Annotated in this window: 20 protein-coding genes; 8 read left to right on the top strand and 12 right to left on the bottom strand. The window is 71.3% G+C overall.

Features of this window, described 5'->3' with window-relative positions; translation table 11 throughout:
* Window positions 1-26 precede the first annotated feature (26 nt).
* A complete protein-coding gene (locus ABD120_RS14145; protein ID WP_343950302.1) occupies window positions 27-251 on the bottom strand; it encodes a hypothetical protein in 225 nt (74 codons plus the stop codon).
* A 743-nt stretch (window positions 252-994) separates the two neighbouring features.
* Here ABD120_RS14145 and ABD120_RS14140 point away from each other — a divergent pair.
* The 6 genes from ABD120_RS14140 to ABD120_RS14115 all read left to right on the top strand — a co-directional run bounded on the left by ABD120_RS14140 (window position 995) and on the right by ABD120_RS14115 (window position 10,458).
* Window positions 995-1,939, top strand: a complete 945-nt coding sequence (locus ABD120_RS14140) for a sensor histidine kinase (RefSeq protein WP_343950301.1) — start codon at window positions 995-997, stop codon at window positions 1,937-1,939.
* A 166-nt stretch (window positions 1,940-2,105) separates the two neighbouring features.
* Window positions 2,106-4,724 carry a class III lanthionine synthetase LanKC gene (gene lanKC / locus ABD120_RS14135; protein ID WP_343950300.1) on the top strand — a complete coding sequence of 873 codons (2,619 nt, stop codon included), beginning with the start codon at window positions 2,106-2,108 and terminating at the stop codon, window positions 4,722-4,724.
* A complete protein-coding gene (locus ABD120_RS14130; protein WP_343950299.1) occupies window positions 4,669-4,827 on the top strand; it encodes a SapB/AmfS family lanthipeptide in 159 nt (52 codons plus the stop codon). The genes lanKC and ABD120_RS14130 overlap by 56 nt, the downstream gene beginning before the upstream one ends.
* A gap of 77 nt (window positions 4,828-4,904) precedes the next feature.
* Entirely contained in the window at window positions 4,905-6,572 is a 1,668-nt protein-coding gene (locus ABD120_RS14125) for an ABC transporter ATP-binding protein (RefSeq protein ID WP_343950298.1), read from the top strand.
* Window positions 6,569-8,356 (top strand): ABC transporter ATP-binding protein, encoded by a 1,788-nt coding sequence (locus ABD120_RS14120; protein WP_343950297.1) that lies wholly within the window; start codon window positions 6,569-6,571, stop codon window positions 8,354-8,356. Before ABD120_RS14125 ends, ABD120_RS14120 begins: the two co-directional genes overlap by 4 nt.
* Entirely contained in the window at window positions 8,353-10,458 is a 2,106-nt protein-coding gene (locus ABD120_RS14115) for a prolyl oligopeptidase family serine peptidase (RefSeq protein ID WP_425563965.1), read from the top strand. Before ABD120_RS14120 ends, ABD120_RS14115 begins: the two co-directional genes overlap by 4 nt.
* On the opposite strand, the gene ABD120_RS14110 is transcribed toward ABD120_RS14115, so the two are convergent.
* The 9 genes from ABD120_RS14110 to ABD120_RS14070 all read right to left on the bottom strand — a co-directional run bounded on the left by ABD120_RS14110 (window position 10,342) and on the right by ABD120_RS14070 (window position 16,455).
* The gene (locus tag ABD120_RS14110) at window positions 10,342-10,947 is read right to left on the bottom strand and encodes a response regulator transcription factor (RefSeq protein ID WP_486348444.1); all 606 of its coding nucleotides are present in this window, start codon (window positions 10,945-10,947) and stop codon (window positions 10,342-10,344) included. The two genes, ABD120_RS14115 and ABD120_RS14110, sit on opposite strands and share 117 nt — an antisense overlap.
* Before the next feature lie 100 nt (window positions 10,948-11,047).
* A complete protein-coding gene (locus ABD120_RS14105; protein ID WP_343950294.1) occupies window positions 11,048-11,410 on the bottom strand; it encodes a S26 family signal peptidase in 363 nt (120 codons plus the stop codon).
* Complete coding sequence (locus tag ABD120_RS14100; protein WP_343950293.1) at window positions 11,407-13,206, bottom strand: ABC transporter ATP-binding protein; 1,800 nt, start codon at window positions 13,204-13,206, stop codon at window positions 11,407-11,409. Before ABD120_RS14100 ends, ABD120_RS14105 begins: the two co-directional genes overlap by 4 nt.
* Window positions 13,203-13,748 carry a TlpA family protein disulfide reductase gene (locus ABD120_RS14095; protein ID WP_343950292.1) on the bottom strand — a complete coding sequence of 182 codons (546 nt, stop codon included), beginning with the start codon at window positions 13,746-13,748 and terminating at the stop codon, window positions 13,203-13,205. The genes ABD120_RS14100 and ABD120_RS14095 overlap by 4 nt, the downstream gene beginning before the upstream one ends.
* Window positions 13,745-14,260, bottom strand: coding sequence for a MauE/DoxX family redox-associated membrane protein (locus ABD120_RS14090; protein WP_343950291.1), 516 nt, complete (start codon window positions 14,258-14,260; stop codon window positions 13,745-13,747). Before ABD120_RS14090 ends, ABD120_RS14095 begins: the two co-directional genes overlap by 4 nt.
* A 76-nt stretch (window positions 14,261-14,336) precedes the next feature.
* The gene (locus tag ABD120_RS14085) at window positions 14,337-14,495 is read right to left on the bottom strand and encodes a hypothetical protein (protein WP_343950290.1); all 159 of its coding nucleotides are present in this window, start codon (window positions 14,493-14,495) and stop codon (window positions 14,337-14,339) included.
* A 540-nt stretch (window positions 14,496-15,035) separates the two neighbouring features.
* Window positions 15,036-15,653: a dihydrofolate reductase family protein gene (locus ABD120_RS14080; RefSeq protein WP_343950289.1), complete on the bottom strand. Its 618-nt coding sequence runs from the start codon at window positions 15,651-15,653 to the stop codon at window positions 15,036-15,038.
* Entirely contained in the window at window positions 15,650-16,120 is a 471-nt protein-coding gene (locus tag ABD120_RS14075; protein ID WP_343950288.1) for an SRPBCC domain-containing protein, read from the bottom strand. Before ABD120_RS14075 ends, ABD120_RS14080 begins: the two co-directional genes overlap by 4 nt.
* Entirely contained in the window at window positions 16,117-16,455 is a 339-nt protein-coding gene (locus ABD120_RS14070; RefSeq protein ID WP_343950287.1) for an ArsR/SmtB family transcription factor, read from the bottom strand. The genes ABD120_RS14075 and ABD120_RS14070 overlap by 4 nt, the downstream gene beginning before the upstream one ends.
* Window positions 16,456-16,527: 72 nt before the next feature.
* Here ABD120_RS14070 and ABD120_RS14065 point away from each other — a divergent pair, with 72 nt between their 5' ends.
* On the top strand, window positions 16,528-17,112 hold the full coding sequence (locus ABD120_RS14065; protein ID WP_343950286.1) for a short chain dehydrogenase: 585 nt from the start codon (window positions 16,528-16,530) through the stop codon (window positions 17,110-17,112).
* A gap of 11 nt (window positions 17,113-17,123) precedes the next feature.
* Here the strand turns inward: ABD120_RS14065 and ABD120_RS14060 are convergent, their stop codons facing one another.
* Complete coding sequence (locus ABD120_RS14060) at window positions 17,124-18,566, bottom strand: glycoside hydrolase family 1 protein (RefSeq protein ID WP_343950285.1); 1,443 nt, start codon at window positions 18,564-18,566, stop codon at window positions 17,124-17,126.
* A gap of 69 nt (window positions 18,567-18,635) precedes the next feature.
* Here ABD120_RS14060 and ABD120_RS14055 point away from each other — a divergent pair, with 69 nt between their 5' ends.
* A complete protein-coding gene (locus ABD120_RS14055; RefSeq protein ID WP_343950284.1) occupies window positions 18,636-19,187 on the top strand; it encodes a TetR/AcrR family transcriptional regulator in 552 nt (183 codons plus the stop codon).
* On the opposite strand, the gene ABD120_RS14050 is transcribed toward ABD120_RS14055, so the two are convergent.
* Window positions 19,184-20,209: a DUF418 domain-containing protein gene (locus ABD120_RS14050; RefSeq protein ID WP_343950283.1), complete on the bottom strand. Its 1,026-nt coding sequence runs from the start codon at window positions 20,207-20,209 to the stop codon at window positions 19,184-19,186. The genes ABD120_RS14055 and ABD120_RS14050 overlap by 4 nt on opposite strands.
* Window positions 20,210-20,289: the final 80 nt, after the last annotated feature.

Genomic DNA, 20,289 nt, shown 5'->3' with positions numbered 1-20,289 from the left:
TCCTCACCCATTTCGAGCACAACTACCTACCGGCAATTCGCTGAGATCACGTCAGTGTATGAATTCTTCGCCCGAAACTTTCCTTCCCATCGAGTTGCGCTCTGGTTGATGCGCTGAAAGACAAGACGCCCCTTGATTTTGGCCGTCATTTCTTCCGAAGAAGGAGAAGGTGAGGTCATAGGGCCGCCCTGTGCGTACTTCGCCTCCACGCCGGTGGCTGCCGTGCAGCCGCTCGACGTCAGGATCAGCACGGGCACCAAGATCCATCGATGCATGTCACCCATCCAATAGTTCTTCGTCCCGGTTGGTCCACAGGGAACTTCGACTGCCGGAACAGATGCTCGGCGGGCGAGTACGGAATTCTGCGAGGGCGACGGGCGTGCAGGCGTTGATCCCAGGTGATCACGTGGTCGTGCAGGCTCCGGGCGAACTGAGCGCCGTCCGGGCCATCGCCGTGGATGCCGAACTCCCAGCGGCGCCGTTCGCCGGCGCCTTCCGAGAGCTCCCGGTAAGAGACGTGGGTGAAGCCACCAGAGGCGCCCCGGGCGCGAACCGGTGGCGGGGGACCTTCGTGAAGGACGCTTCCATCTGCGGCGAGTGATCTGCGGAGAGTGAACCGAGTCGGGGGCCGGCCACAGCGATCTCCGCTGGAGCGACCTCTTTGTGGATCATCGCCGGGCGAGGCCAGGTCGTTCGTCACTGGCCCGGTGTCGTATCTTATCTGGATCTCTAATCTAAAAACGCTTTACACGATCACTTGGATCGGTTCAATTGGAGAAGATGATGGCGGTTTGCCCGCCTATGTTCACACGAAGCCAGCCACAACTCGGGGTGACCATTGGATCGATTAGAGACCGGGCTCACCCAGGTCATGCGGGCGATTACGACGTCGCCCCCATTACGGTTAGGCGCTATTACCCTGACCGTCGGGATTTTATGGTTGTCCATCCCGATCTTAACGGGACTCGCGGGCGCGACTTTCGCAGCTGGTGCCGTGACGCTCCTCGTCCTGTTGCTGCTGCACGTCCGGTTCACGCTGTGGACGCTGGCGGGCCGGGCGGCGCGATGGTGGCTCGTCGCCGCCCAGGCCGCGCTGTCCTACCTGCCGCTGGCCGTGTTCGGGACGGCCTGGACGCCGGTGCTCGGTCTGCTGGCCGGGGCACTGCTGCTGCTCGCAGCGAGAACCCGCTCGCTCGAACTGGGACTGTCGGCGCTGCTGTCCGGCCCCGTGTTGCTCGCGACTCCGCACGGGTCGGTCTGGGCGGGTGCGGCCCCGGCGCTCGGCCTGGTGGAGTACGCCCTGGTGCACCTCACTGTACGAGCCCACGCGCAGAGCGAGGCCATCGGGAGAATCGCGACGCGGGAACGCCGCCGATTCACCAGGGACCTGCACGACCTGGTCGGCCATCGGCTCACCGCCCTGGGGCTGAAGATCGAACTGATCGAGCGCATGGTGAACGAGGGTGACGGCGCCAAGGCCGCGATCGAGGCGGGCGAGACCCTGGAACTCGTGCGCCGTCTCACCTCCGACGTCCGTTCCGTCGCGCACGGCGACCTTCGTTGCGCGCTGAAGCCGGAGCTGGTCTCGGCGCGCTCGCTGCTGGAGTCGGCGGGCGTGAGCTGCATCGTCGAGGTGACCTGCGGGGACCTTCCGAAGCGGTCGGAGCAGGTGCTCACCCACGTGCTGCGTGAGGGCGTGACCAACGTACTGCGTCACGCCAGGGCCCGTGAGTGCGTGATCCGCCTGCGGGAGCGGGACGGGCTGGTTCAGCTGTCGATCAGGAACGACGGCGTCAGGCCCGTGAGCACGCCGGCGGCGGCCGGGCGGGGACTGCCCAACCTCACCGAACGCGTGGCCGAGCTCGGCGGCCGGCTGGAAGCGGCCGAGGCCCCCGACGGCCAGTTCACTTTCACCGCACACATCCCCCACAACACATAATTTCACCATTTGTCCACTTTGCTCTAATAAGCATGCATAAACATTGATGAAAAACACATATATGCTGATGTAATTGTCATGCGTGACCAATGTCATGTGTTACTAGACGAAATGGTCCACCGATCGGCAGGCTTACCACCAGATCCGATCGGGAGGTCGCGAACAAATGGACCGGTACGAGGTGTACTGCCTTACGGATCCCCGCTTCTACGACACGCTCGACCACAGCGGGGCCGACGAGGCCGTCTTCGACATCACGCGCCGGCCGGTCCCCGAGGGCTGGGCCCACGAGGTGAGCGACACCTGGTGCTATTACGCTCCCACCGGCCAACCGCCCCTGCCCACGCAGGGCTGGAAAATCCATCTTTCCGCCCGCGTGGACGACGCCGAGCGAGCGATAGCCGCCATCTGGGACTACTGCGTGCCCCGCGCGATCGCCTTCAAGTTCCTGCGCGGCGCCCCGGTCCTGATCATGCTCAACTCCAAGGCGGCCTCCCGGGCCTCCAGCGGCAAGCTGGTCACGATCTACCCCAGGGACGAGGCCCAGCTGGAGCTCGCGCTCAAGGAACTGCACGAGCTGTTGCACGACGTCCAGGGCCCCTACATCCTCAGCGACCTGCGCTACGGCGACGGCCCGCTCTTCGTACGGTACGGCGGCTTCGCCGAACGGTACTGCCTGTCCGGCGGCGAGCGGGTGCTGGCCGTCGAGGACGGCGACGGCCGGCTCGTGCCCGACGTGCGCGGATCCACGTTCACGGTGCCGGACTGGGCCCCGCTGCCGCAGTTCCTCACGCCGCACCTGTCCGCGCGGAACGCGGTGACGACGGGCGAGCTGCCGTACCGGATCGAGAGCGTGCTGCACTTCTCCAACGGCGGGGGCGTCTACCTCGGGCGCGACCAGCGAACCGGGCGGAGCCTGGTGCTGAAGGAGGCCAGGCCGCACGCGGGTCTCGACGCGGCAGGCCGGGACGCGGTCGCCAGGCTGGCCCACGAGCGGGACATGCTGGCGCGGCTGGCCGGGCTGCCCGCCGTACCCGAACTGGTCGACTACTTCGTCCTCGGCGAGCACCACTTCCTGGTGCAGGAGTTCGTCGACGGGACCGCGCTGCAGCGGCGGCTGGTGCACCGCTACCCGCTGACCCGCGCCACCTGTACGCCGGAGGCCGTCGCCGACTACACGCGCTGGGCACTGGAGACCCTGGACCAGGTGGAGCAGGCGGTCCGGTCGCTGCACGAGCGTGGGGTGGTCTTCGGCGACCTGCACCCCGACAACATCCTGCTGACCGAGGACGGCCGGGTCGTGCTGATCGACTACGAGGTCGCGACGCTCGCCGACGACCGGGGCCGGGCCGCCCTCGCCCATCCGGCCTTCGCCGCCCCCGGCGACCGGCAGGGCGTGGACGTCGACGAATACGCGCTGGCCTGCCTGCGGATGGGGCTGTTCGCCCCGCAGTGCAGCATCATGCTCCCCCTGCACCGGCCCAAGGTGGTCCACCTCGGCGAGATCGTGACCGGCACGTTCCCCGTACCCCCGGACGCGATGGACCCGGCCGTCGCCACGATCGCGGGCGCGGACGGCGACCCCTCGGCCGTGCACGCCCTGCCGATGCCCGGCCGGGCCTCGTGGCCCGAGCTGCGCTCCGCGATGTGCCGGGCGATCCGCGCCAGTGCCACGCCCGAGCGCGACGACCGCCTCTTCCCCGGGGACATCGCCCAGTTCCAGCCGGGTGGCGGGCTGAACCTGGCGAACGGCGCGGCCGGCGTGCTCTACGCGCTCGCGGCCACGGGCGAAGGGCGCTTCCCCGAGTACGAGGACTGGCTGCTCGCCCGCGCCCGCCGCCCGGTGCAGGGGTCCGGCCTGGGCTTCTACGACGGACTGCACGGCATCTCCTACGTCCTCGACCTGCTCGGGCACCGGCAGGAAGCGCTCGACGTGGTGGACATCAGCCTGCGCGAGCAGTGGGAGGGGCTGGAGCCGGCGTTGTACTCCGGTCTGTCGGGTATCGGCCTGAACCTGCTGCACCTGGGCGAGACGGAGTTCACCCGGACGGCGCTGCGGATCGCCGACATCTGCGCGGACCGGCTGGGCGGCGTCGAGGACGTACCGAAGACCAGCGGCGGCGGGAACCCGCGCGCCGGGCTCATGTACGGCTCGGCCGGCCCCGCCCTGCTGTTCCTCCACGCCTACGAGGCGACCGGCGACCCGGCACTCCTCGATGCGGCCGCCGTCGCGCTGCGGCAGGACCTGCGCCGCTGCCGCAGGTCCGAGGACGGCACGCTCCAGGTCGACCAGGGCTGGCGGCTGCTGCCCTACCTCGACGAGGGCTCGGTCGGCATCGGCCTGGTGCTGGCCCGCTACCTCACCCACCGCGAGGACGAGGAGTTCACCACCGCTCTCGGCGAGCTCAGGATGGTCGCCCGATCGGACTTCTTCGTCCAGTCCGGGTTGTTCACCGGGCGTGCGGGCATCGTCGCGGCCCTCGGCTGCGGCCTGCGCCCGCAGCCGGATGACGGCCCCGACCCACTGACGGACGCTCAGATCCGTGGCCTGGCATGGCACGCGCTCCCCTACGGCGAGGGCCTCGCCTTCCCCGGGGATCAGTTGCTGCGCCTGTCCATGGATTTCGCGACCGGTACGGCAGGCGTCCTATTCGCCCTGGCCACCGCCATGGGCGACCCCCGGGTGCGTCTGCCGTTCCTTGAGGCCGCTGACCTGCGGCCGTCCCCCGATGTGTCCCGGAAGGAGGTGTACACCCATGGTTCTTCTCGACCTGCAGGGTCTTGAGGCTCCCGCGAGCAGCGACGTGGCCAGCGGCGGCAGCACGCTCACAGCACTCACGTGCCACTCCGGCAAGCCGAGCAACCTCAGTGTGGCTCTCTGCCACTGATCAGGTTGACTCCGCCCCCGCGGGCCGTTCGTGCCCGCGGGGGTCTGCCGTTGAGCTGACAGACCAGGGAGGGCCAGGTGCGGGCCGGAGACCGGCTGGTGGTGGAGACGGTACGGCGAGGCGGCCCCTGGCCGGGCGTCCTGGCGGTCACGACGCTCGCCGGGGCGGCGGGCGAGCTGGCCCTGCCGTACGTGATGGGGCGGGCGGTCGACGCTCTCGTCACCGCGCAACCGGGGGCCGTGTCCTGGCTGATCGGGTGCGCAGGTGTGACCGCCGTCGTGGCCCTCTGCGAGAGTTTCGGCGTGTGGGCGCGCGGCGCGAGCGGCGCGCACGCGGCGGCCCGGCTGCGCCGGGGGATCCTACGGCACGTGCTCGGCGTCGGCCAGGCCATGACGCGCAGGTTCCCCGCCGGGGAGCTCGTCACCCGCGCGGGACTGAACGCCGAGGAGACGGCCAGGGCGCCGGAGGCGGTGGCGGGCACGCTGGGGCTGCTGGTGCCCACCCTCGGCGCGCTCGTCGCGCTCACCCTGATCGACCCGCTGCTGACCCTCGCGCTGGGGGTGGGCCTGGTGCTCATCCTGCTCGTGCTGCGCTCGTTCCTGCGGGTGACGACCACGATGGCGGGCGACTACCAGCAGGTCCAGGGCGAGATCGCGGCCCGGCTGCTGGACGCGCTCGAAGGGGCGCGCACGATCGCCTCGGCCGGTACCGGTGCGGAGGAGGCCCGGCGGATCCTCGGCCCGCTCCCTCGCCTCCGCGCCCACGGCCTGCGGATGTGGCGGGCCAACGCCACGGCCGGCGTTCAGGCGGGCCTGGTGGTGCCGCTGCTGGAGGTGGCCGTACTGGCGGTGGGCGGGTTCCTGCTGGCCGCCGGCGAGCTGACGGTCGGCGAACTGTACGCGGCCGCCAGGTACGCCGTGCTCGGTGCGGCGCTCAGCACGTCCCTGGGGTATCTCGGCGGCCTGGCCAGAGCGCGATCGGCGGCCGGGCGGCTGGCCGACGTACTCGCCGTTCCCAGTGGGCCGCACGGAGGACGCGCCCTGCCCGCCGGTTCGGGCACGGTGGAGTTCCGGGGGGTGTCCGCCCCCGGGCTGAGCGTCGGCGACCTGGTGATCCCCGGCGGGACGGTCACGGCCGTGGTCGGCCGGTCGGGCTCGGGCAAGTCGTTGCTCTCCGCGCTCGCGGCCCGGCTGGCCGAGCCCGACCGGGGAACGGTGCTGCTCGACGGGGTACCGCTCGCGGAACTTGACCGGGCCGCGCTGAGGCGGGCCGTGAGCTGCGCGTTCGAGCGTCCCGTCCTGGTCGGTGACACCATCGGCGAGGCCATCGGCCTGGGCCTGGACGACGACAGCGGGGTTCCCGCGGCGGCCAGAGCCGCCCGCGCGGACACGTTCATCCGCCGTCTGCCCGACGGTTACGCCACCAGTCTGGCGCTCACACCGCTGTCCGGCGGCGAGCGGCAGCGGATCGGGCTGGCCAGGGCCTTCGCCAGAGGGGAGCGCCTGCTGGTGCTCGACGACGCCACCTCCAGCCTGGACACGATCACGGAACGGCAGGTCGGGCGGGCCCTCACGGCGGAATCGCACGGCCGTACCCGGCTGGTCGTCGCGCACCGGCTGGCCACGGCGGCCCGCGCCGACCTGGTCGTCTGGCTGGAGGACGGAGTCGTGCGCGCCCAGGGGCCCCATCACGAGCTGTGGGCGGACCCGTGCTACCGGGCCGTCTTCGGAGTAGAGGAGTCATGACAGGAGGGATCCGTTCCCGGCTGCTCTGGCGGGCGCTGCGGCGGGAGCCGTACCAGCTGGTCAGGCTCGGCGGCTGGTCGGTCCTGGAGGCGGCGCCCGCGTTCCTCATCGGCCTCGCCGTGGCCCGCGCCATCGAGGACGGCTTCGCGGCGGGCCGGCCCGAAACCGGGCTGGCCTGGCTGGCCGCGCTCGGCGTGACGTGGGCGGTGGCCGCCTTCGCCGCCCGGCAGGTCGTGCTCGCGGTGGCCGCGATCGCGGAGCCGTTCCGCGACGACCTGCTCGCGCACGTCGTGCGCGGCGCCCTGCGGACGGCGACCGCCGCGCACGCCCTCCGGCCGGACAGCGCCGCCGTCGCCCGCGCCGGTCTCCAGGTCGAGCTGGCCAGGGACGCGTTCGCGGCGCTCGTCACCACCCTGCGCGGCTTCGCCTTCACCGTGATCAGCGTGGTGCTCGGCCTCCTGACCCTGGCTCCGGGGGCGGCGGCGCTGGTGCTGCCGCCATTCGCCGCCGGGCTCGGGCTGTTCCTGGCCTCGCTCCCCCGGCTGATCCGCCAGGAGCGGGCCTACCTGGTGGCGGACGAGGAGCTCACGAAGGCGATGACCTCGATGTCGCTGGGGCTGCGCGACATCGTCGCCTGCGGCGCGGAGGAGCAGGTCGGCGCCCGGGTGGAGGACCACGTCGGCCGGCAGGCGGGCGCGGCGCGGGCGGTGGCCAAGGTGACCGCGATACGGACGGCGGCGCTCGCGGTGGGCGGATGGCTGCCGGTCGTGTGCCTGCTGGCCGGAACGCCCTGGCTGGTGCGGGACGGCGCCGGCGCGGGCGTCGTGGTCGGCGCGCTCGCCTACGTCACGCAGTCCCTGGCCCCGGCCCTGGGCGGGCTGGTCCAGGGGCTCGGGGCGAGCGGGGTACGGCTGGCCGCGTCACTGGAGCGGATCACCGGTTCCGCCGGACCCGAACCCGGGCCTGCGTCGCCGGAGCCGGTCACCGGCTCTGTCGGGCCCGAAGCCGGGGCCGCATCGCCCGAGCCGGTCACCGGTTCGGCCGCACCCGAGCCTGGGCCCACGACGACCGTCCGGGTCCTGCCGCCGGTCGCCGAGGTGGAGCTGCGCGAGGTCACCTTCGCGTACGGCCCGCACGCCGACCCGGTCCTCGACCGGTTCGACCTGCACGTGCGGGAGGGCGAGCGCCTGGCCGTCGTGGGGCCCAGCGGGGCCGGCAAGTCCACCCTGGCGGCGCTGGTCAGCGGGCTGCTCCGGCCCGACGCCGGTGAGGTGTCGGTCGGCGGGGTGCCCGCCCACCGCGTCGATCGGCGCGGGCGGGTGCTCATCCCGCAGGAGGCGTACGTGTTCCGTGGCTCCCTCCTGGAGAACCTGGCCTATCTGGGCGACCCGAGCCGGTCCGAGATCGAGGCCGTCCTGGCCGTGCTCGGCGCGGACCGGCTGGGCGACCTCGACGGGCAGGTGGACCCGGCCGCGTTGTCGGCCGGGCAGCGTCAGCTGATCGCGCTGGCCCGCGCCTACCTGGCGCCCGCGCGCCTGGTCGTGCTCGACGAGGCGACCTGCCATCTGGACCCCGCCGCCGAGGCGAGGGTGGAGGCCGCGTTCGCGGAACGGGGCGGGACGCTGATCGTGGTCGCCCACCGGCTCAGCTCCGCTCAGCGGGCCGACCGCGTCCTGCTCATGGACGGCGCCCGGGTCCAGCTCGGCACCCACGACGAGCTCGTCCGCATCTCGCCCGACTACGCCGACCTGGTCGGCCACTGGAAACCGGAGCGTACGTCATGAAATATCCAGATATAGAGCGTGGAACGGTCGTGGACGTGCTCCACGGTCACCGCGTGGGCGACCCGTACCGCGTCCTGGAGGACGCGGCCTCCCCCGCCACCCGCGCCTGGCTGGCCGAGCAGGACACGCTGTGGCGTGAGCACAACGCCCGGCTGCCCCTGCGCGAGCGATTCCTGGACCGGCTGGCCGAGCTGAGCGCCATCGGGATGATCAGCCCGCCGGTGTGGCGCGGCGACCGGCGCTTCCACGTGAGCCAGTCGGCGGGTCAGGAGCACCCGGTGCTCCATCGCGACGACGTGCCCGTCATCGACCCCATGCGACTCGACCCCAGCGGTTTGACCACCCTGGACGACTGGCAGCCCGACCCCACCGGACGGCTGCTCGCCTACCAGGTCTCCAGCCGTGGGGACGAGCGGGCCGACCTCTACGTCCTCGACGCGGACACCGGGCAGGTCGTCGAAGGCCCGATCAGGGGCTGCCGCTATTCCCCTGTCGCCTGGCTGCCCGGCGGGGACGCGTTCTTCTACACCCGCTTCCACCAGGGCGTCTATCTCCACCACCTCGGCGCCTCCGTCGGCGAGGACGTCCCGGTGCTCACCAGAGGAGCGCTGTCGTACGGCGTGCAGATCGACGCCGCCGGGCGCTGGCTGGTCATCTCGGCCGGTGCTTCCACGGGCAACGACCTCTGGCTGGCCGATCTCACGGCCGCACCCGCCGGACGGCCGGAGCTGCGGGCCGTACAGGAGGGGGTGCGGGCGCGGAGCGCGGCGGCGGTGGCGGGCGACGGGCGCGTGTACATCCTGACCGACCTGAACGCCCCCCGGCGCAGGCTCTGCGTCGCCGATCCCGGCAGGCCGCAGGAGTGGCGGGAACTGGTCCCCGAGGATCCGGAGGCCGTGCTCGGCGCCTTCACCGTCCTGGACGGTTCCCGGCTGCTCCTGTCGCGGATCCGGCACGCGATCAGCGAGATCGGCGTGCACGACGCCTTCACCGGGGAGCGGACGGGCACCGTCCCCCTTCCCGGCAACGGGTCGGTCGGATCGCTGTCCTCCCGTCCGGAGGGCGGGCACGAGGCGTGGTTCACCTACACCGACGCCGTCACGCCCCCGGCGGTGTGGCGTTACGACGCGAAACACGAGACCACGACGCTCTGGGCGCAGGCGCCCGGCCGGGTTCCGCTGCCGGCCGTCGAGAGCAGGCAGCTCACCTACCGCTCCGCCGACGGCACCCGCGTGCGCATGGTCGTCGTGGCCCAGCCCGGCGAGGGGCCGCGTCCCACGATCCTCACCGGGTACGGCGGGTTCGGCATCCCGCTCATGCCGGGTTACGCCGCCGACTCACTGGCCTGGGTCGAGGCCGGTGGCGTACTGGCGGTGGCCAATCTCCGGGGCGGCGGGGAGGAAGGCGAGGGCTGGCACCGCGACGGCATGCTGGAGCGCAAGCAGAACGTCTTCGACGACTTCATCGCCGCCGCCGAGGAACTCGTCGCCGGTGGCTGGACCACGCCGGAGCAACTGGCCGTCTGGGGCGAGTCGAACGGCGGGCTGCTCGTCGGCGCCGCCCTCACCCAGCGTCCCGACCTGTTCGCCGCGGCCGTGTGCGCGGCGCCGCTGCTCGACATGGCACGCTACGAGCGCTTCGGGCTCGGGCCGACGTGGACCGGTGAGTACGGCTCGGCCGCCGACGCCGAGCAGCTCGGCTGGTTGCTGTCCTATTCGCCCTACCATCGGGTCCGCCCGGGGACCCGATATCCGGCGACGCTGTTCACCGTGTCGGCGGCCGACACCCGGGTGGACCCGATGCACGCCCGCAAGATGTGCGCGGCCATGCAGTGGGCAACCTCGGGGGCCGCCTCGGGGGCCGCCTCGGGAGAGCGGCCCGTCCTGCTCCGGCACGAGCCGGACGTCGGGCACGGGGCCCGAGCCGTCAGCAGGTCGATCGGGCTGGCCGCCGACGCGCTGGCCTTCCTGGCCGCGCACACCGGATCAGATCCAGCCGGACTCGCGGGCGATACGGATGGCGTCGATCCTGCTGCGGGCGCTCAGCTTGGCCGTGCTGCTGCTCAGGTAGTTGCGGACCGTCCCCTCCGACAGGAGCAGTGAGATGGCGATCTCGCTGACCGGCGTGCCCTGGGCGGCCGCGCCGATCACGTCGAGCTCCCGCTGTGTGAGGGGGCTCTCGGTGGGGTTCATCGCGGCGATCGCCAGCTCGGAGTCGATGACCCGCTCGCCCTGCGCGACCCTGCGGATGGCGTCGGCGAGGCGGCTCGACGGGGTGTCCTTGGCCAGGAATCCCAGCACCCTGGCATCCAGTGCGCGCCGCAGCAGCCCGGGTGTGCCGACGCCGGTGAGGATCAGCACGCCGCAGCCGGGCAGCGCGTGGTGGAGTTCGGTCGCGGCGGTGAGCCCGTCCTTGCCGGGCAGATCGATGTCGATCACCGCCACGTCGGGACGGCTGGACCTGGCCGCCGACAGGATGCGGTCGCCCCTGCTCACCTCGGCGACGACCTCGATGTCCTCCTCGTAGGCCAACAGGGCGACAATGGCCCCGCGCACCAGATGCATGTCCTCAGCGAGCAATGTCCGGATCACTTCGGTCCTCACGCCCAACCGGATGAATCGTGCGCCCTCAACCATGCACCCTGCCCCACGGACAAAGGTTAAAACTTACGCATAGCGCATTCAAGGACACTCAGAGTGGGCTGATCGGCCGAGCCCACACCCTGGGGACGGTGCCGACGATGTCGCGGCAGTCGATCAGGCCCAGTTGCCGGGAGTCCTGCGAGCGTGAGTTGTCCCCGGCCACCGCCACGTGCCCGGCCGGCACCTGCGACACGTCCGGCAGCGCCGGGACGAGCCAGTCCGGCAGCGGGTCTCCGGCGATCGCGACCACTCGCTTGATCCGGTGTGCGAGCTGATCGTCCACGACCCGGAAGACGATCACCTCGCGGCGCCGTGGGGCCCGGCGCAGCCGCCGGGCGAGCAGTCGCTGGCCGTCCCGCAGAGTGGGCGCCATGCTGTTGCCCCGCACGATCACCCTGATCCACCCGATCATCGCACCCTCGCATCCTGGTAGCCGCCGGCCTGGAGGCGGAACAGCCGGGCGTACTCGCCGCCCGCGTCCATCAGCTCGTCGTGACTGCCTCGCTCGGCGATCCGGCCGTCGACCAGCGTGACGATCAGGTCCGCGCCGCGCAGTGCGGACATCCGATGGGAGATCAGCAACCGGGTACGGCCCTCCGCGTGCCGGCGCAGGGTGGTGTGCACCCGGTGCTCGCCCTCGGCGTCCAGCCCGGAGGTGGGCTCGTCGAGCACGATCAGTTCGGCGTCGGCGCGCATCAGGCAGCGGGCCAGAGCCACCCGCTGCCACTGCCCGCCGGACAGCGTCACGCCGGCCCGGTCGTCGTCGTCCGTGTGCGTTCTGGACAACACGGTGTCGTAGCCGTTGGGCAGTGCCGCCACCGTGGCGTCGGCACGTGCCGCCTGCGCGGCCGCGACGATCCGCGACCGGTCGTGAAGGTGTCGGACCTGCCCGATGCCGATGTTCTCCGCCGCGGTCAGGTCGTAGGTCATGAACTCCTGGAACACGACTCCGATCCGGGCGCGCAGTGCCGTGAGGTCCAGCTCGCGGAGGTCCACGCCACCCCAGGTGATCGTGCCGCGCTGCGGGTCGTAGAACCGGCACAGCAGTTTCACCAGCGTGCTCTTGCCCGCGCCGTTCACGCCGACGAGTCCCACGGCGGCGCCTGCGGGAACGGTCAGGTTCACCCCTTGCAGCACCCACGGGCCGTCGTCGCGGTACCGGAACCAGACGTCCCGCAGTTCGATGGTCGCCGACGGGGCCGGTGTGCCCGTGCCCTGCGGCAGGTCGTCGGCGGTGTCGAGAACGTCGAGGTAGTGCCCGAACAGCCGCACCGCGCGGGTGGCCTCGCCGAGTTGGAGCACCACGGCGGTCAGCCCGGTCTGCACGCCGGCGACCGCGCCGAGGAACAGCACCAGGTCGCCGACCGACGCGCCACGGGTGACGACGTTCGTGGCGACCACGACCGTGCCCGCCCCGGTGACGGCGGCGCCGAGCAGCGCGAGCCCGCTTTGTACCAGTGCGCCGCGGCGTGCCACGGACAACCGCGCCTGCGAGACCTTCGCCAGCGAGTCGATCATCCTCGTGTGCAGCAGCGTGCCGAGGCCGAACAGCCGGATCTCCTTGGCGGCACGCATATCCGTGAGCAGCGCCCGGTAGAACAGGCGGCGCCGGTCGGTCGCCACCCACGCCTCCTCCGTGGCCGCCTCGCGCCGCGCGGTCGCCAGCCTGGCGAGCGTGGCGGCCAGCACCGCCGCGAGCAGCAGCAGGGTCATCGGCGGCCACACCACCAGCAGCACACCCGCGAAGCTGCCGAGTAGCACCACCGAGCGGACCAGTTCCTGCGCGAACTCCGAGACCGTGCCCGGCGCTTCCTGCGCAGCCTGCTCGGCGAGCCGCAGCCGGTCGTGGAACGCGGGATTCTCGATGTGCCCCAGTCCGGGCAGGGCGGCGATCCGCCGGAACAGCCGGCTCTCCACAGTCAGTGTGACTCGGTGCTGCACCACTTCGCCGAGGTGGCCGGCGAGGTAGAGCAGTGCGACGGCGAGCCCGCCGGCGATCGCCGAGGCGACGGCGAGGGCGGCCACCCGGTCCGCGTCCGGCGCACCCGAGGTGAGCTCGTTGACCAGCAGTCTCGTCAGCCATGCTCCGCTCGCGGGCGCGGCGCCCGCGAGCACGGTGAGCACCAGGGCGGTGACGGCGCTCACCGGAGCGGACCTGAAGGGCAGCGCGAGCGCCGCCGCCCCCGCGCGGGAGGCGGATCGGGTCATGCCACCGGCGCCGCGGCGCCGGTCGTCTCCGCGAAGTCGGCGAGCCTGGTGCCTGACGCGGTTATCACGCCGCTGTGCGTGTACACCAGCGTCGGGTACGCGACGGCCTCGAACGAGGTCAGCACGGGGTCGTCGACGTCGATGACCGCGACCCGGCCGAGGGCGCCGACCTTGGCGATCAGCCGCGCGGTGGCGTCGGGGGCCTGCGGGTCGCCCTGCACGATGGACACGAACCGGGCCGCCGGAGGGGCGGCGACGAGCGCGTCGGACAGCATCCGGCACGGTCCGCAGCCGACCTGGAAGAACCCGACCTGGACCGGGCCGTCGAGAACGGCCTCGGTGATCGTGGCGCCGTCGGTGTCGGTGACGGAGAACGGGCGGACGACGGTCCCGGGCTTCGGCAGTTGCGAGTTGTGAGTGTGGGGGCGGGCGCCGCCGTTCTGCTGCAGCTCGCGGATCCTGGCGACCAGCCCGAGCGTGAACAGCAGGTGCACCGCGACCACGGCGGCGAGCAGGATGACGGCGGTGGTGAGCAGGGTCATCGGTTTCTCCCGGCGGGAACGAGGAGGAACGCGACATCCTCCCAGCGGGTCGTGAGCAGGCCGAGGAACGCTCCGGTGACCAGGGCGACGAGCGCCGCCGAGGCGGACGCGGGCACATCGCCGGCGAGCGCGCCGACGACGGCTACGGCGACCAGGAGGCCGTTGCGGACAAGGTGCCTGGGGCCGAGCAGGCCGCCGTCCGCGCCGAAGCACTGGCAGCGTACGGACTGCTTGGCGAGGACCGCACGGGCGATGCCGGCGCAGAAGACGGCGAGAAGCCCGGCCGCGAGGACGTAACCGGCGAGCCGAGTGCCGGGTACGGCCAGCAGCACCACCGCGGCCGTCTCCCCCGCGACGATCAGGCCGGCGATCGGACCGGCGGGCAGCCACTGTGGCCCGACCGCCCCGACCGAGTCGCGGAACTCGGCGAACCCCTGCCGGGAACGCGCCTTACCCACGACCGCCGCGAAGAAGACGACGGCCAGCAGCGCGCGAGCGAACAGGTCGAGCACGGCAGCCTCCGAGCGGATTCGGTGGTCGGCGGGGAACCCGGCGGCTTCCCCGCCGACCGTTTCGAGCAGTGGACGATCAGCAGCGGGTCGCGACGGTGGTGCAGGCGCCGTTGCAGTTGAAGGCCCGGTCCCTCCGGCAGCACTGGCCGTGCTCGGGAACGCATGCACCGGCTTCCACCTTCGGCAGCACCATTCCGACGAGCCGCTCACCCGCACGCTGCGCAATTCGCTTCATTTCCAACTCCTTCCGTGACCAACTACGCGGACGACGCCTAGAAGATCACAGCGCGACGGATCCGACAAGGGTCATCCGAAATTGGGCGGAAATTTATCCAGCCACCTATACCCGATGACGCCTGTGACGTCTCCTGATAACACAGAGTGTCGCTGTCGGAGCGGTATTGAGCCCACCGAAATGGCGTCGCGGCGGTTCGCCGAGCGAAGCGATATTCATGCAGTTCATCCGGTCCAACCCGGTCACGATGGGCGCTGGGACGACACGCGCCACAGCCGCCCGACCCAGGCTTGACGGGAGTTATTCGGACTGCCGCAACGGCATCTGACGCCCACTCCGAGGGAGGAGATCACGGCGGACCGATGTATTCTCAATGTATTCTCGATGTACGTTCCCTCAGAATCATTCTCGACTAAACCTACTCAACGAGTAGGATTTATTTCACTAAAGCGACCCCTTTTCGACGACGAGCTAATAGATGCCGCCGACGTGCGCACGTGCCGAGACGAAGCCGGAACGCGCGGCTGCCGGCAACGCCGCTCAGGTGAAGGCGGCGGCGCCCTCGTAGGCGCCCTGGCGGGCCGGGCCGGTCACCGCGTACTCCAGGAGGAGCAGGCCGTTCGGCGTGGCCTCGTGGTGGAGCAGGGTGAGGCCGGACGGGGCGCCCGCGCCGGTCAGCAGTCGTCGGCCGGCGCGCAGGACCGTCGGGGCGATCGCGAGGCGGAGGATGTCGACCAGGCCCGCCGCCAGCAGCGCGTCGCCGAGGCGGGCGCTGCCGTGGATCTGGAGTTCGCGGCCCGGCCGCGTCTTGAGCTCGGCGACCGCGTCTCCCCTGAGGAGGGTCGCGGGGCCCCACGTCGCCTCGGTGAGGGTGTTCGTCACGACGTACTTGGGCAGGGTGTTCATCCGCTCGGTGAACGGGTCGGCCGGGTCGGTGATCTTCGGCCAGTCGCGGGCGAACGCCTCGTAGGTCCGTCGGCCGAGCAGCAGGCCGTCGGCGAGGTCGAGCCAGTCGGAGGCGCGCCGGACGAAGGTCGCGTCCATGTGGGGGACGAGCCAGCCGCCTCGGGTGAATCCGCCGCCGGTGTCCTCCTCCGGTGAGCCGGGGCCTTGACTGACGCCGTCGAGTGTGAGGAACTCGGTGAGAGCGATCTTCATCGGGCGCCTTCGGCGAGTGCGGCGAGTTGGGCGGTGACCGTACCCCAGCCTTCGGCGAAGCCGAGCTTCTCGTGGCGGTCGCGGGACTCCGGGTCGCCGTGCCGGACGACGATGCGGTAGTCCGTGCCGTCCGGGTGGTCGCCCAGGGTGATCGTGGCGGTCATCGCGACCGGGTCGGGGCTCGCAGGACGCCACGCGCTGTCGATCGCGTTGGTGAACACGATCCGTTCGAGCTCGTCCACGGCGAGGAAGCAGGCGTCCAGGTGCGGGACGTACTCGGCCCCGTCGTCGCTCAGCCGCGTCACGAAGGCGCCGCCGGAGCGCAGGTCCAGCGCGTCCACCCGGCAGTGGAGCGGAGCCGGGGCCCACCACCGCGCCAGCTTGCCTGGATCGGTCCAAGCCTTCCACACGGTCGCGCGGGGCGCGCGGATGAGCCGTTCCAGGACGAGGTCGAGGTCGGGATTCACGGGGTGTTCTCCTCCGGGTCCGTGACGAACTGTTCGAGGCGGTCGGTGCGCCCTTCCCAGATCCGGCGCTGCTCCGCGAGCCAGTCGTCGACCAGGGCGAGCCGCTCGCGGTTGAGTACGCAGGTGCGCACCCTGCCGGACTTGATCGTGCGGATGAGCCCGTTGGATTCGAGCGTCCGCACGTGCTTCATGAACGAGGGAAGGGTCATCGGGAACTCGCGGGCGAGGTCGCCGACGCTCATGGGCCCGTGCCCGAGGCGTCCGACGACGGCGCGCCGGGTCGGGTCCGCGAGGGCGACGAACACCCCGTCGAGCTGCACCGAATACTGTGCCATGCGGCTAAGTGTGGCCCTGCCTCAATAGTTAGCGCAAGAGCTAACTATTGAGATCGGGCCATAATCGATCACATGAAGGTACTTGTGATCGGGGCGAGCGGCACGCTCGGCAGTGCCGTCGCCGATGCGCTTGAGGCTTCTCATCAGGTCGTGAAGGCTTCGCGCGGAGGCCCGGTGAAGGTGGATCTGGAAGACCTGTCCTCTCTGGACGCGCTCTTCGACGAGGTACGGGACCTGGACGCGGTGGTGTGCTGCGCCGCCAGCGGCCCCCTGATGGACCTGGTGTCGGCGTCGGACGAGGAGTTCGCGGGCGGAATGCGGGGCAAGCTGCTGGGACAGGTCGCCCTGGCGCGGCGGGCCGTCCGTCATCTCCGGGACGGCGGCTCCGTGACGCTGACCGGAGGCACGTTCTCCTCTCCGCTGGCCGGTGGGTCGCTGGGGGCGCTCGTCAACGCGGGGTTGGAGGGATTCGTCCGCAACTCGGCCAGTGAGCTGCCCCGGAATCTGCGGATCAACGTCATCAGCCCCGGCTGGATCAGGGAGACGCTGGTAAGCCTGGGCATGGACCCGGCCGACGGCACTCCCGCGTCCGAGGTGGCCCGCGCGTACGTGGCGGCCGTGGAGGGCACCGCGCAGGGCCAGATCGTCCGTCCGTAGGAGCGGGGGCCTCAGCCCCCGTTCCCGTACGGCACCGGCAGCCCGTTGGCCGCGATCACCTCGCGGTACCAGTGCCCCGAGTCCTTGACGGTCCTGCGCTGGGTCTCGCGGTCGACGTGGATCAGCCCGAAGTTGTAGTCGGCGTCGTCCAGCAGGGACCAGACGCTCCAGCCGCGAAGGTCGACGCCGTCCCGGATGGCCTCGTGGGCCGCCAGCAGGTGGTCGCGGATGTACGAGACGCGCTCGGTGTCCTCGACGGTGCCGTCGTCGGTGACGGTGTCGGAGAAGGCCGCGCCGTTCTCGGCCACGTACAGCGGCAGGTCGCCGTACCGGTCGCGCAGCGTGCGCAGGACGTTCCCAAGGCCCTCGGGGGCGATCTTCCACCCCAGTTCGGTGACCGGCCCCTCGGTGTCGACGACCCGCACGTCCAGCAGTTCGGCGAAGACGCTCTCGTGGCGTTCGATCGCCGCCAGGTCGGAGATCCCGAGGTGCTCGAAGCCCTCGGGGGCCACGTCGGCGGCCGGTTCCCCGAGCGTGGCGTCGCCGACCGTCAGGGACAGGTAGTGGACGACGCCGAGGAAGTCGATCGGGGAGGCGATCGTGGCCAGGTCTCCCTCTACGACCGGCGGCCAGTCCCGCAGCAGGCGTTCGGGCAGGTCCTCCGGGTAGGCGCCGAGCAGGATCGGGTCCAGGTAGAGCCGGTTGAAGTACATGTCGGCGCGCCGGGCCGCGTCACGGTCGTGCCGGGCGTCCGAGGCGGGCCGGATGTCGGTCATGACGGTGCTGATGCCGATCTCGCCGCCGGCGCCGCTCGCGCGGAACGCCTGGACGGCCAGGCCGTGCCCGAGCAGGAGGTGGTGGCCGGCGCGCAGCGCGGTCCTGAGATCGCGGATTCCCGGCCCGTCCTCCCCGACGAGGTGGCCCATGTGAACGATCGAGTGCGGCTCGCAGACGGTGAACCACTGGGGGACGCGATCGCCCAGCCGGTCGTACAGGCACGCGGTGTAGTCGGCGAACCAGTTCGCGCAGTCACGGTTGGCCCACCCGCCGCGATCCTGCAGGGCGGCGGGCAGGTCCCAGTAGTAGAGGTAGGGGGAGGGCGCGATCCCGTTCTCCAGGAGCGTGTCGACGAGCGCGTCGTAGTGGTCGAGGCCGGGCGCGTTCACCGTCCCCGTGCCCTCGGGGAAGACCCGCGACCAGGCGATCGAGAAGCGGAAGGACCGCAGTCCGATCTCACGGGCGAGCTTCACGTCGTCCCGGAAGCGCCGGTACTGGTCGATCCCCCGCTCCACCCGCGAGTGCCCGTTGCCCGGGGTTCCGGCGAAGGTGTGCTGGACGGACGGACCGGCGCCGTCGGCGAGGGGCGCGCCCTCCATGAGAAAGGCGGCCGTGGACGCCCCCCAGAGGAACCCGTCCGGGAACCGCGTGCCGACCTGACTGGAGTCGAGAGACATCGACCCTCCTCTTGTTACATCTACGTATACACTTCAAATATATACATCAAAGTAACAAGTGGAGAGATCATGACGCCGAAGCTGCCACGGGCGCAGCGCCGCGAGCAGATCATCGCCGCCGCCGTCCCGATGTTCGCCCGCGCCGGCCACGCCGGCACGAGCCTCGACGACGTGGCCGCCTCGGCGGGCATCAGCCGCATGATCATTTACCGGCACTTCGAGTCCAAGGACGACCTGTACCGCGCGGCGATCCAGCGGGCCGCCGACGACCTGGGCTCGGCCGTCGGCGGCGAACTCACCGACGGCAGCGTCCGCGACCTGGTGAACTGGGCCTCCGCCGACCCCAGCGCCTTCCGGCTGCTCTTTCACCAGGCCGCCAGAGAGCCTCGGTTCCAGCAGGACGTCGAGGAGTTGCGCGAGGAGATGGCGGAGGAGGTCCACCGGCAGCTGACCGGGGTGATCGACGACCCGGTCTGGGCGCGATGGGCCGCGCAACTCTCCCTGACGGTCACCATCGAGGCCGTCATGGCCTGGCTGGACCTCGGCCGACCGGCGCCGGAGCAGGCCCAGGTCCGCATCCAGCGGGCGGTGGACGCGGTCCTGCGGTCCGTTCGGGATTAGCCGCCGACACGCAGGGGTGAGCGCCGGATCCAGGTCGCCCAGCGCCACAGCCACTCGACGGGCCCCTGGCGGTAGCGACGCAGCCAGAGGGTGGACGCCAGCCACTGGACCGCCAGAACGGCTCCCGCGGTCCAGTAGGCCGTCGTCAAGGACTCGCCGATCGGCAGGCCGAGAAGGCCGCCGGCCGCCAGCACGAGAATCGTGGCGGTCAGATAGTTCGTCAGCGCCATCCGGCCCAGCGGCGCGAACACGAACTGCAGCACCGGTCGCAGCGGCGTGCTCAGCAGGACCAACATGCCGCACACGTACACGCCGACGAGCAGCAGGTCGGCCACGCTGATCACGGCGGACAGGTACGTCGTCTCTCCCACCGCCCGCATGCTGTCGCGGATCCACAGGGCGGCGGCCAGCGCCGCCGCGAAGCCCAGCCCCAGCAGGAGCGGCCCTCGGGTGGACCGCCCCATCCGCTCGACCACTCCGTAGCGGACCAGGCTCGCGCCCAGCAGGAACAGCCCCGCGATCAGCAGCGGGCCGCCGCCGCTGAAGATCAGCGCCGTCGGGATGAGGGCGGCGGCGAGGACCGCCATCGCCCACCGGGGCAACCAGGTCGAGGGCAGCAGCACGAGGATGCCGATGGCGGCGTAGTCGGTCAGGATCTCGCCCGACCACAGCAGCATGTGCACGAGGCCGATCGCGAGCAGCGCGCCAAGCCTACGCAGCAGGATCAGGCGTGGGCGGGGGGCACGGCTCGCGGCGGAGTCCAGCAGCAGCGCGAACCCGATGCCGAACAGCAGGGAGAAGATCGGCAGCCCGAGCCACGGGTCCCATTCGCCCATGGGCTGAGCCACCACGGCGACCGTGCCGGTGGCCATGAGCTGGATGTTGGCGAACAGGATCTCGCACAGCGCGAACCCGCGCAGGACGTCGAGCGCGCCGATACGCGAGCGGCCGGGGGCGGTCTCGGCGCGGGGACCGCCGGCTCCGGCGGTGTGGTCTTCAGCGGTGTGGTCTTTTAGCGGCATGGTGCCCCATTCTGTGAACGCGTCCCGGTACGGACATCGACCACAGGTCGGGGACCCGCTCCCGCCCGGCGGTACTTTCA

This window comes from Nonomuraea longicatena, assembly GCF_039525605.1.
In the GTDB taxonomy this organism is placed as follows: Bacteria; Actinomycetota; Actinomycetes; order Streptosporangiales; family Streptosporangiaceae; genus Nonomuraea; species Nonomuraea longicatena.
The sequence above is the reverse complement of the archived record's forward strand: the minus strand, read 5'-3'. Positions and strand labels throughout refer to the sequence as shown.

Bases quoted from the DNA above. Each gene is read 5' to 3' on its own strand.
- ABD120_RS14060 (WP_343950285.1), bottom strand. From the start codon at position 18,566: ATGTCTCTCGACTCCAGTCAGGTCGGCACGCGGTTCCCGGACGGGTTC.
- ABD120_RS14105 (WP_343950294.1), bottom strand. From the start codon at position 11,410: ATGATCGGGTGGATCAGGGTGATCGTGCGGGGCAACAGCATGGCGCCC.
- ABD120_RS14055 (WP_343950284.1), top strand. From the start codon at position 18,636: ATGACGCCGAAGCTGCCACGGGCGCAGCGCCGCGAGCAGATCATCGCC.
- ABD120_RS14120 (WP_343950297.1), top strand. From the start codon at position 6,569: ATGACAGGAGGGATCCGTTCCCGGCTGCTCTGGCGGGCGCTGCGGCGG.
- ABD120_RS14130 (WP_343950299.1), top strand. From the start codon at position 4,669: ATGTGTCCCGGAAGGAGGTGTACACCCATGGTTCTTCTCGACCTGCAG.
- ABD120_RS14070 (WP_343950287.1), bottom strand. From the start codon at position 16,455: ATGGCACAGTATTCGGTGCAGCTCGACGGGGTGTTCGTCGCCCTCGCG.
- lanKC (WP_343950300.1), top strand. From the start codon at position 2,106: ATGGACCGGTACGAGGTGTACTGCCTTACGGATCCCCGCTTCTACGAC.
- ABD120_RS14085 (WP_343950290.1), bottom strand. From the start codon at position 14,495: ATGAAGCGAATTGCGCAGCGTGCGGGTGAGCGGCTCGTCGGAATGGTG.
- ABD120_RS14065 (WP_343950286.1), top strand. From the start codon at position 16,528: ATGAAGGTACTTGTGATCGGGGCGAGCGGCACGCTCGGCAGTGCCGTC.
- ABD120_RS14050 (WP_343950283.1), bottom strand. From the start codon at position 20,209: ATGCCGCTAAAAGACCACACCGCTGAAGACCACACCGCCGGAGCCGGC.
- ABD120_RS14115 (WP_425563965.1), top strand. From the start codon at position 8,353: ATGAAATATCCAGATATAGAGCGTGGAACGGTCGTGGACGTGCTCCAC.
- ABD120_RS14100 (WP_343950293.1), bottom strand. From the start codon at position 13,206: ATGACCCGATCCGCCTCCCGCGCGGGGGCGGCGGCGCTCGCGCTGCCC.
- ABD120_RS14095 (WP_343950292.1), bottom strand. From the start codon at position 13,748: ATGACCCTGCTCACCACCGCCGTCATCCTGCTCGCCGCCGTGGTCGCG.
- ABD120_RS14080 (WP_343950289.1), bottom strand. From the start codon at position 15,653: ATGAAGATCGCTCTCACCGAGTTCCTCACACTCGACGGCGTCAGTCAA.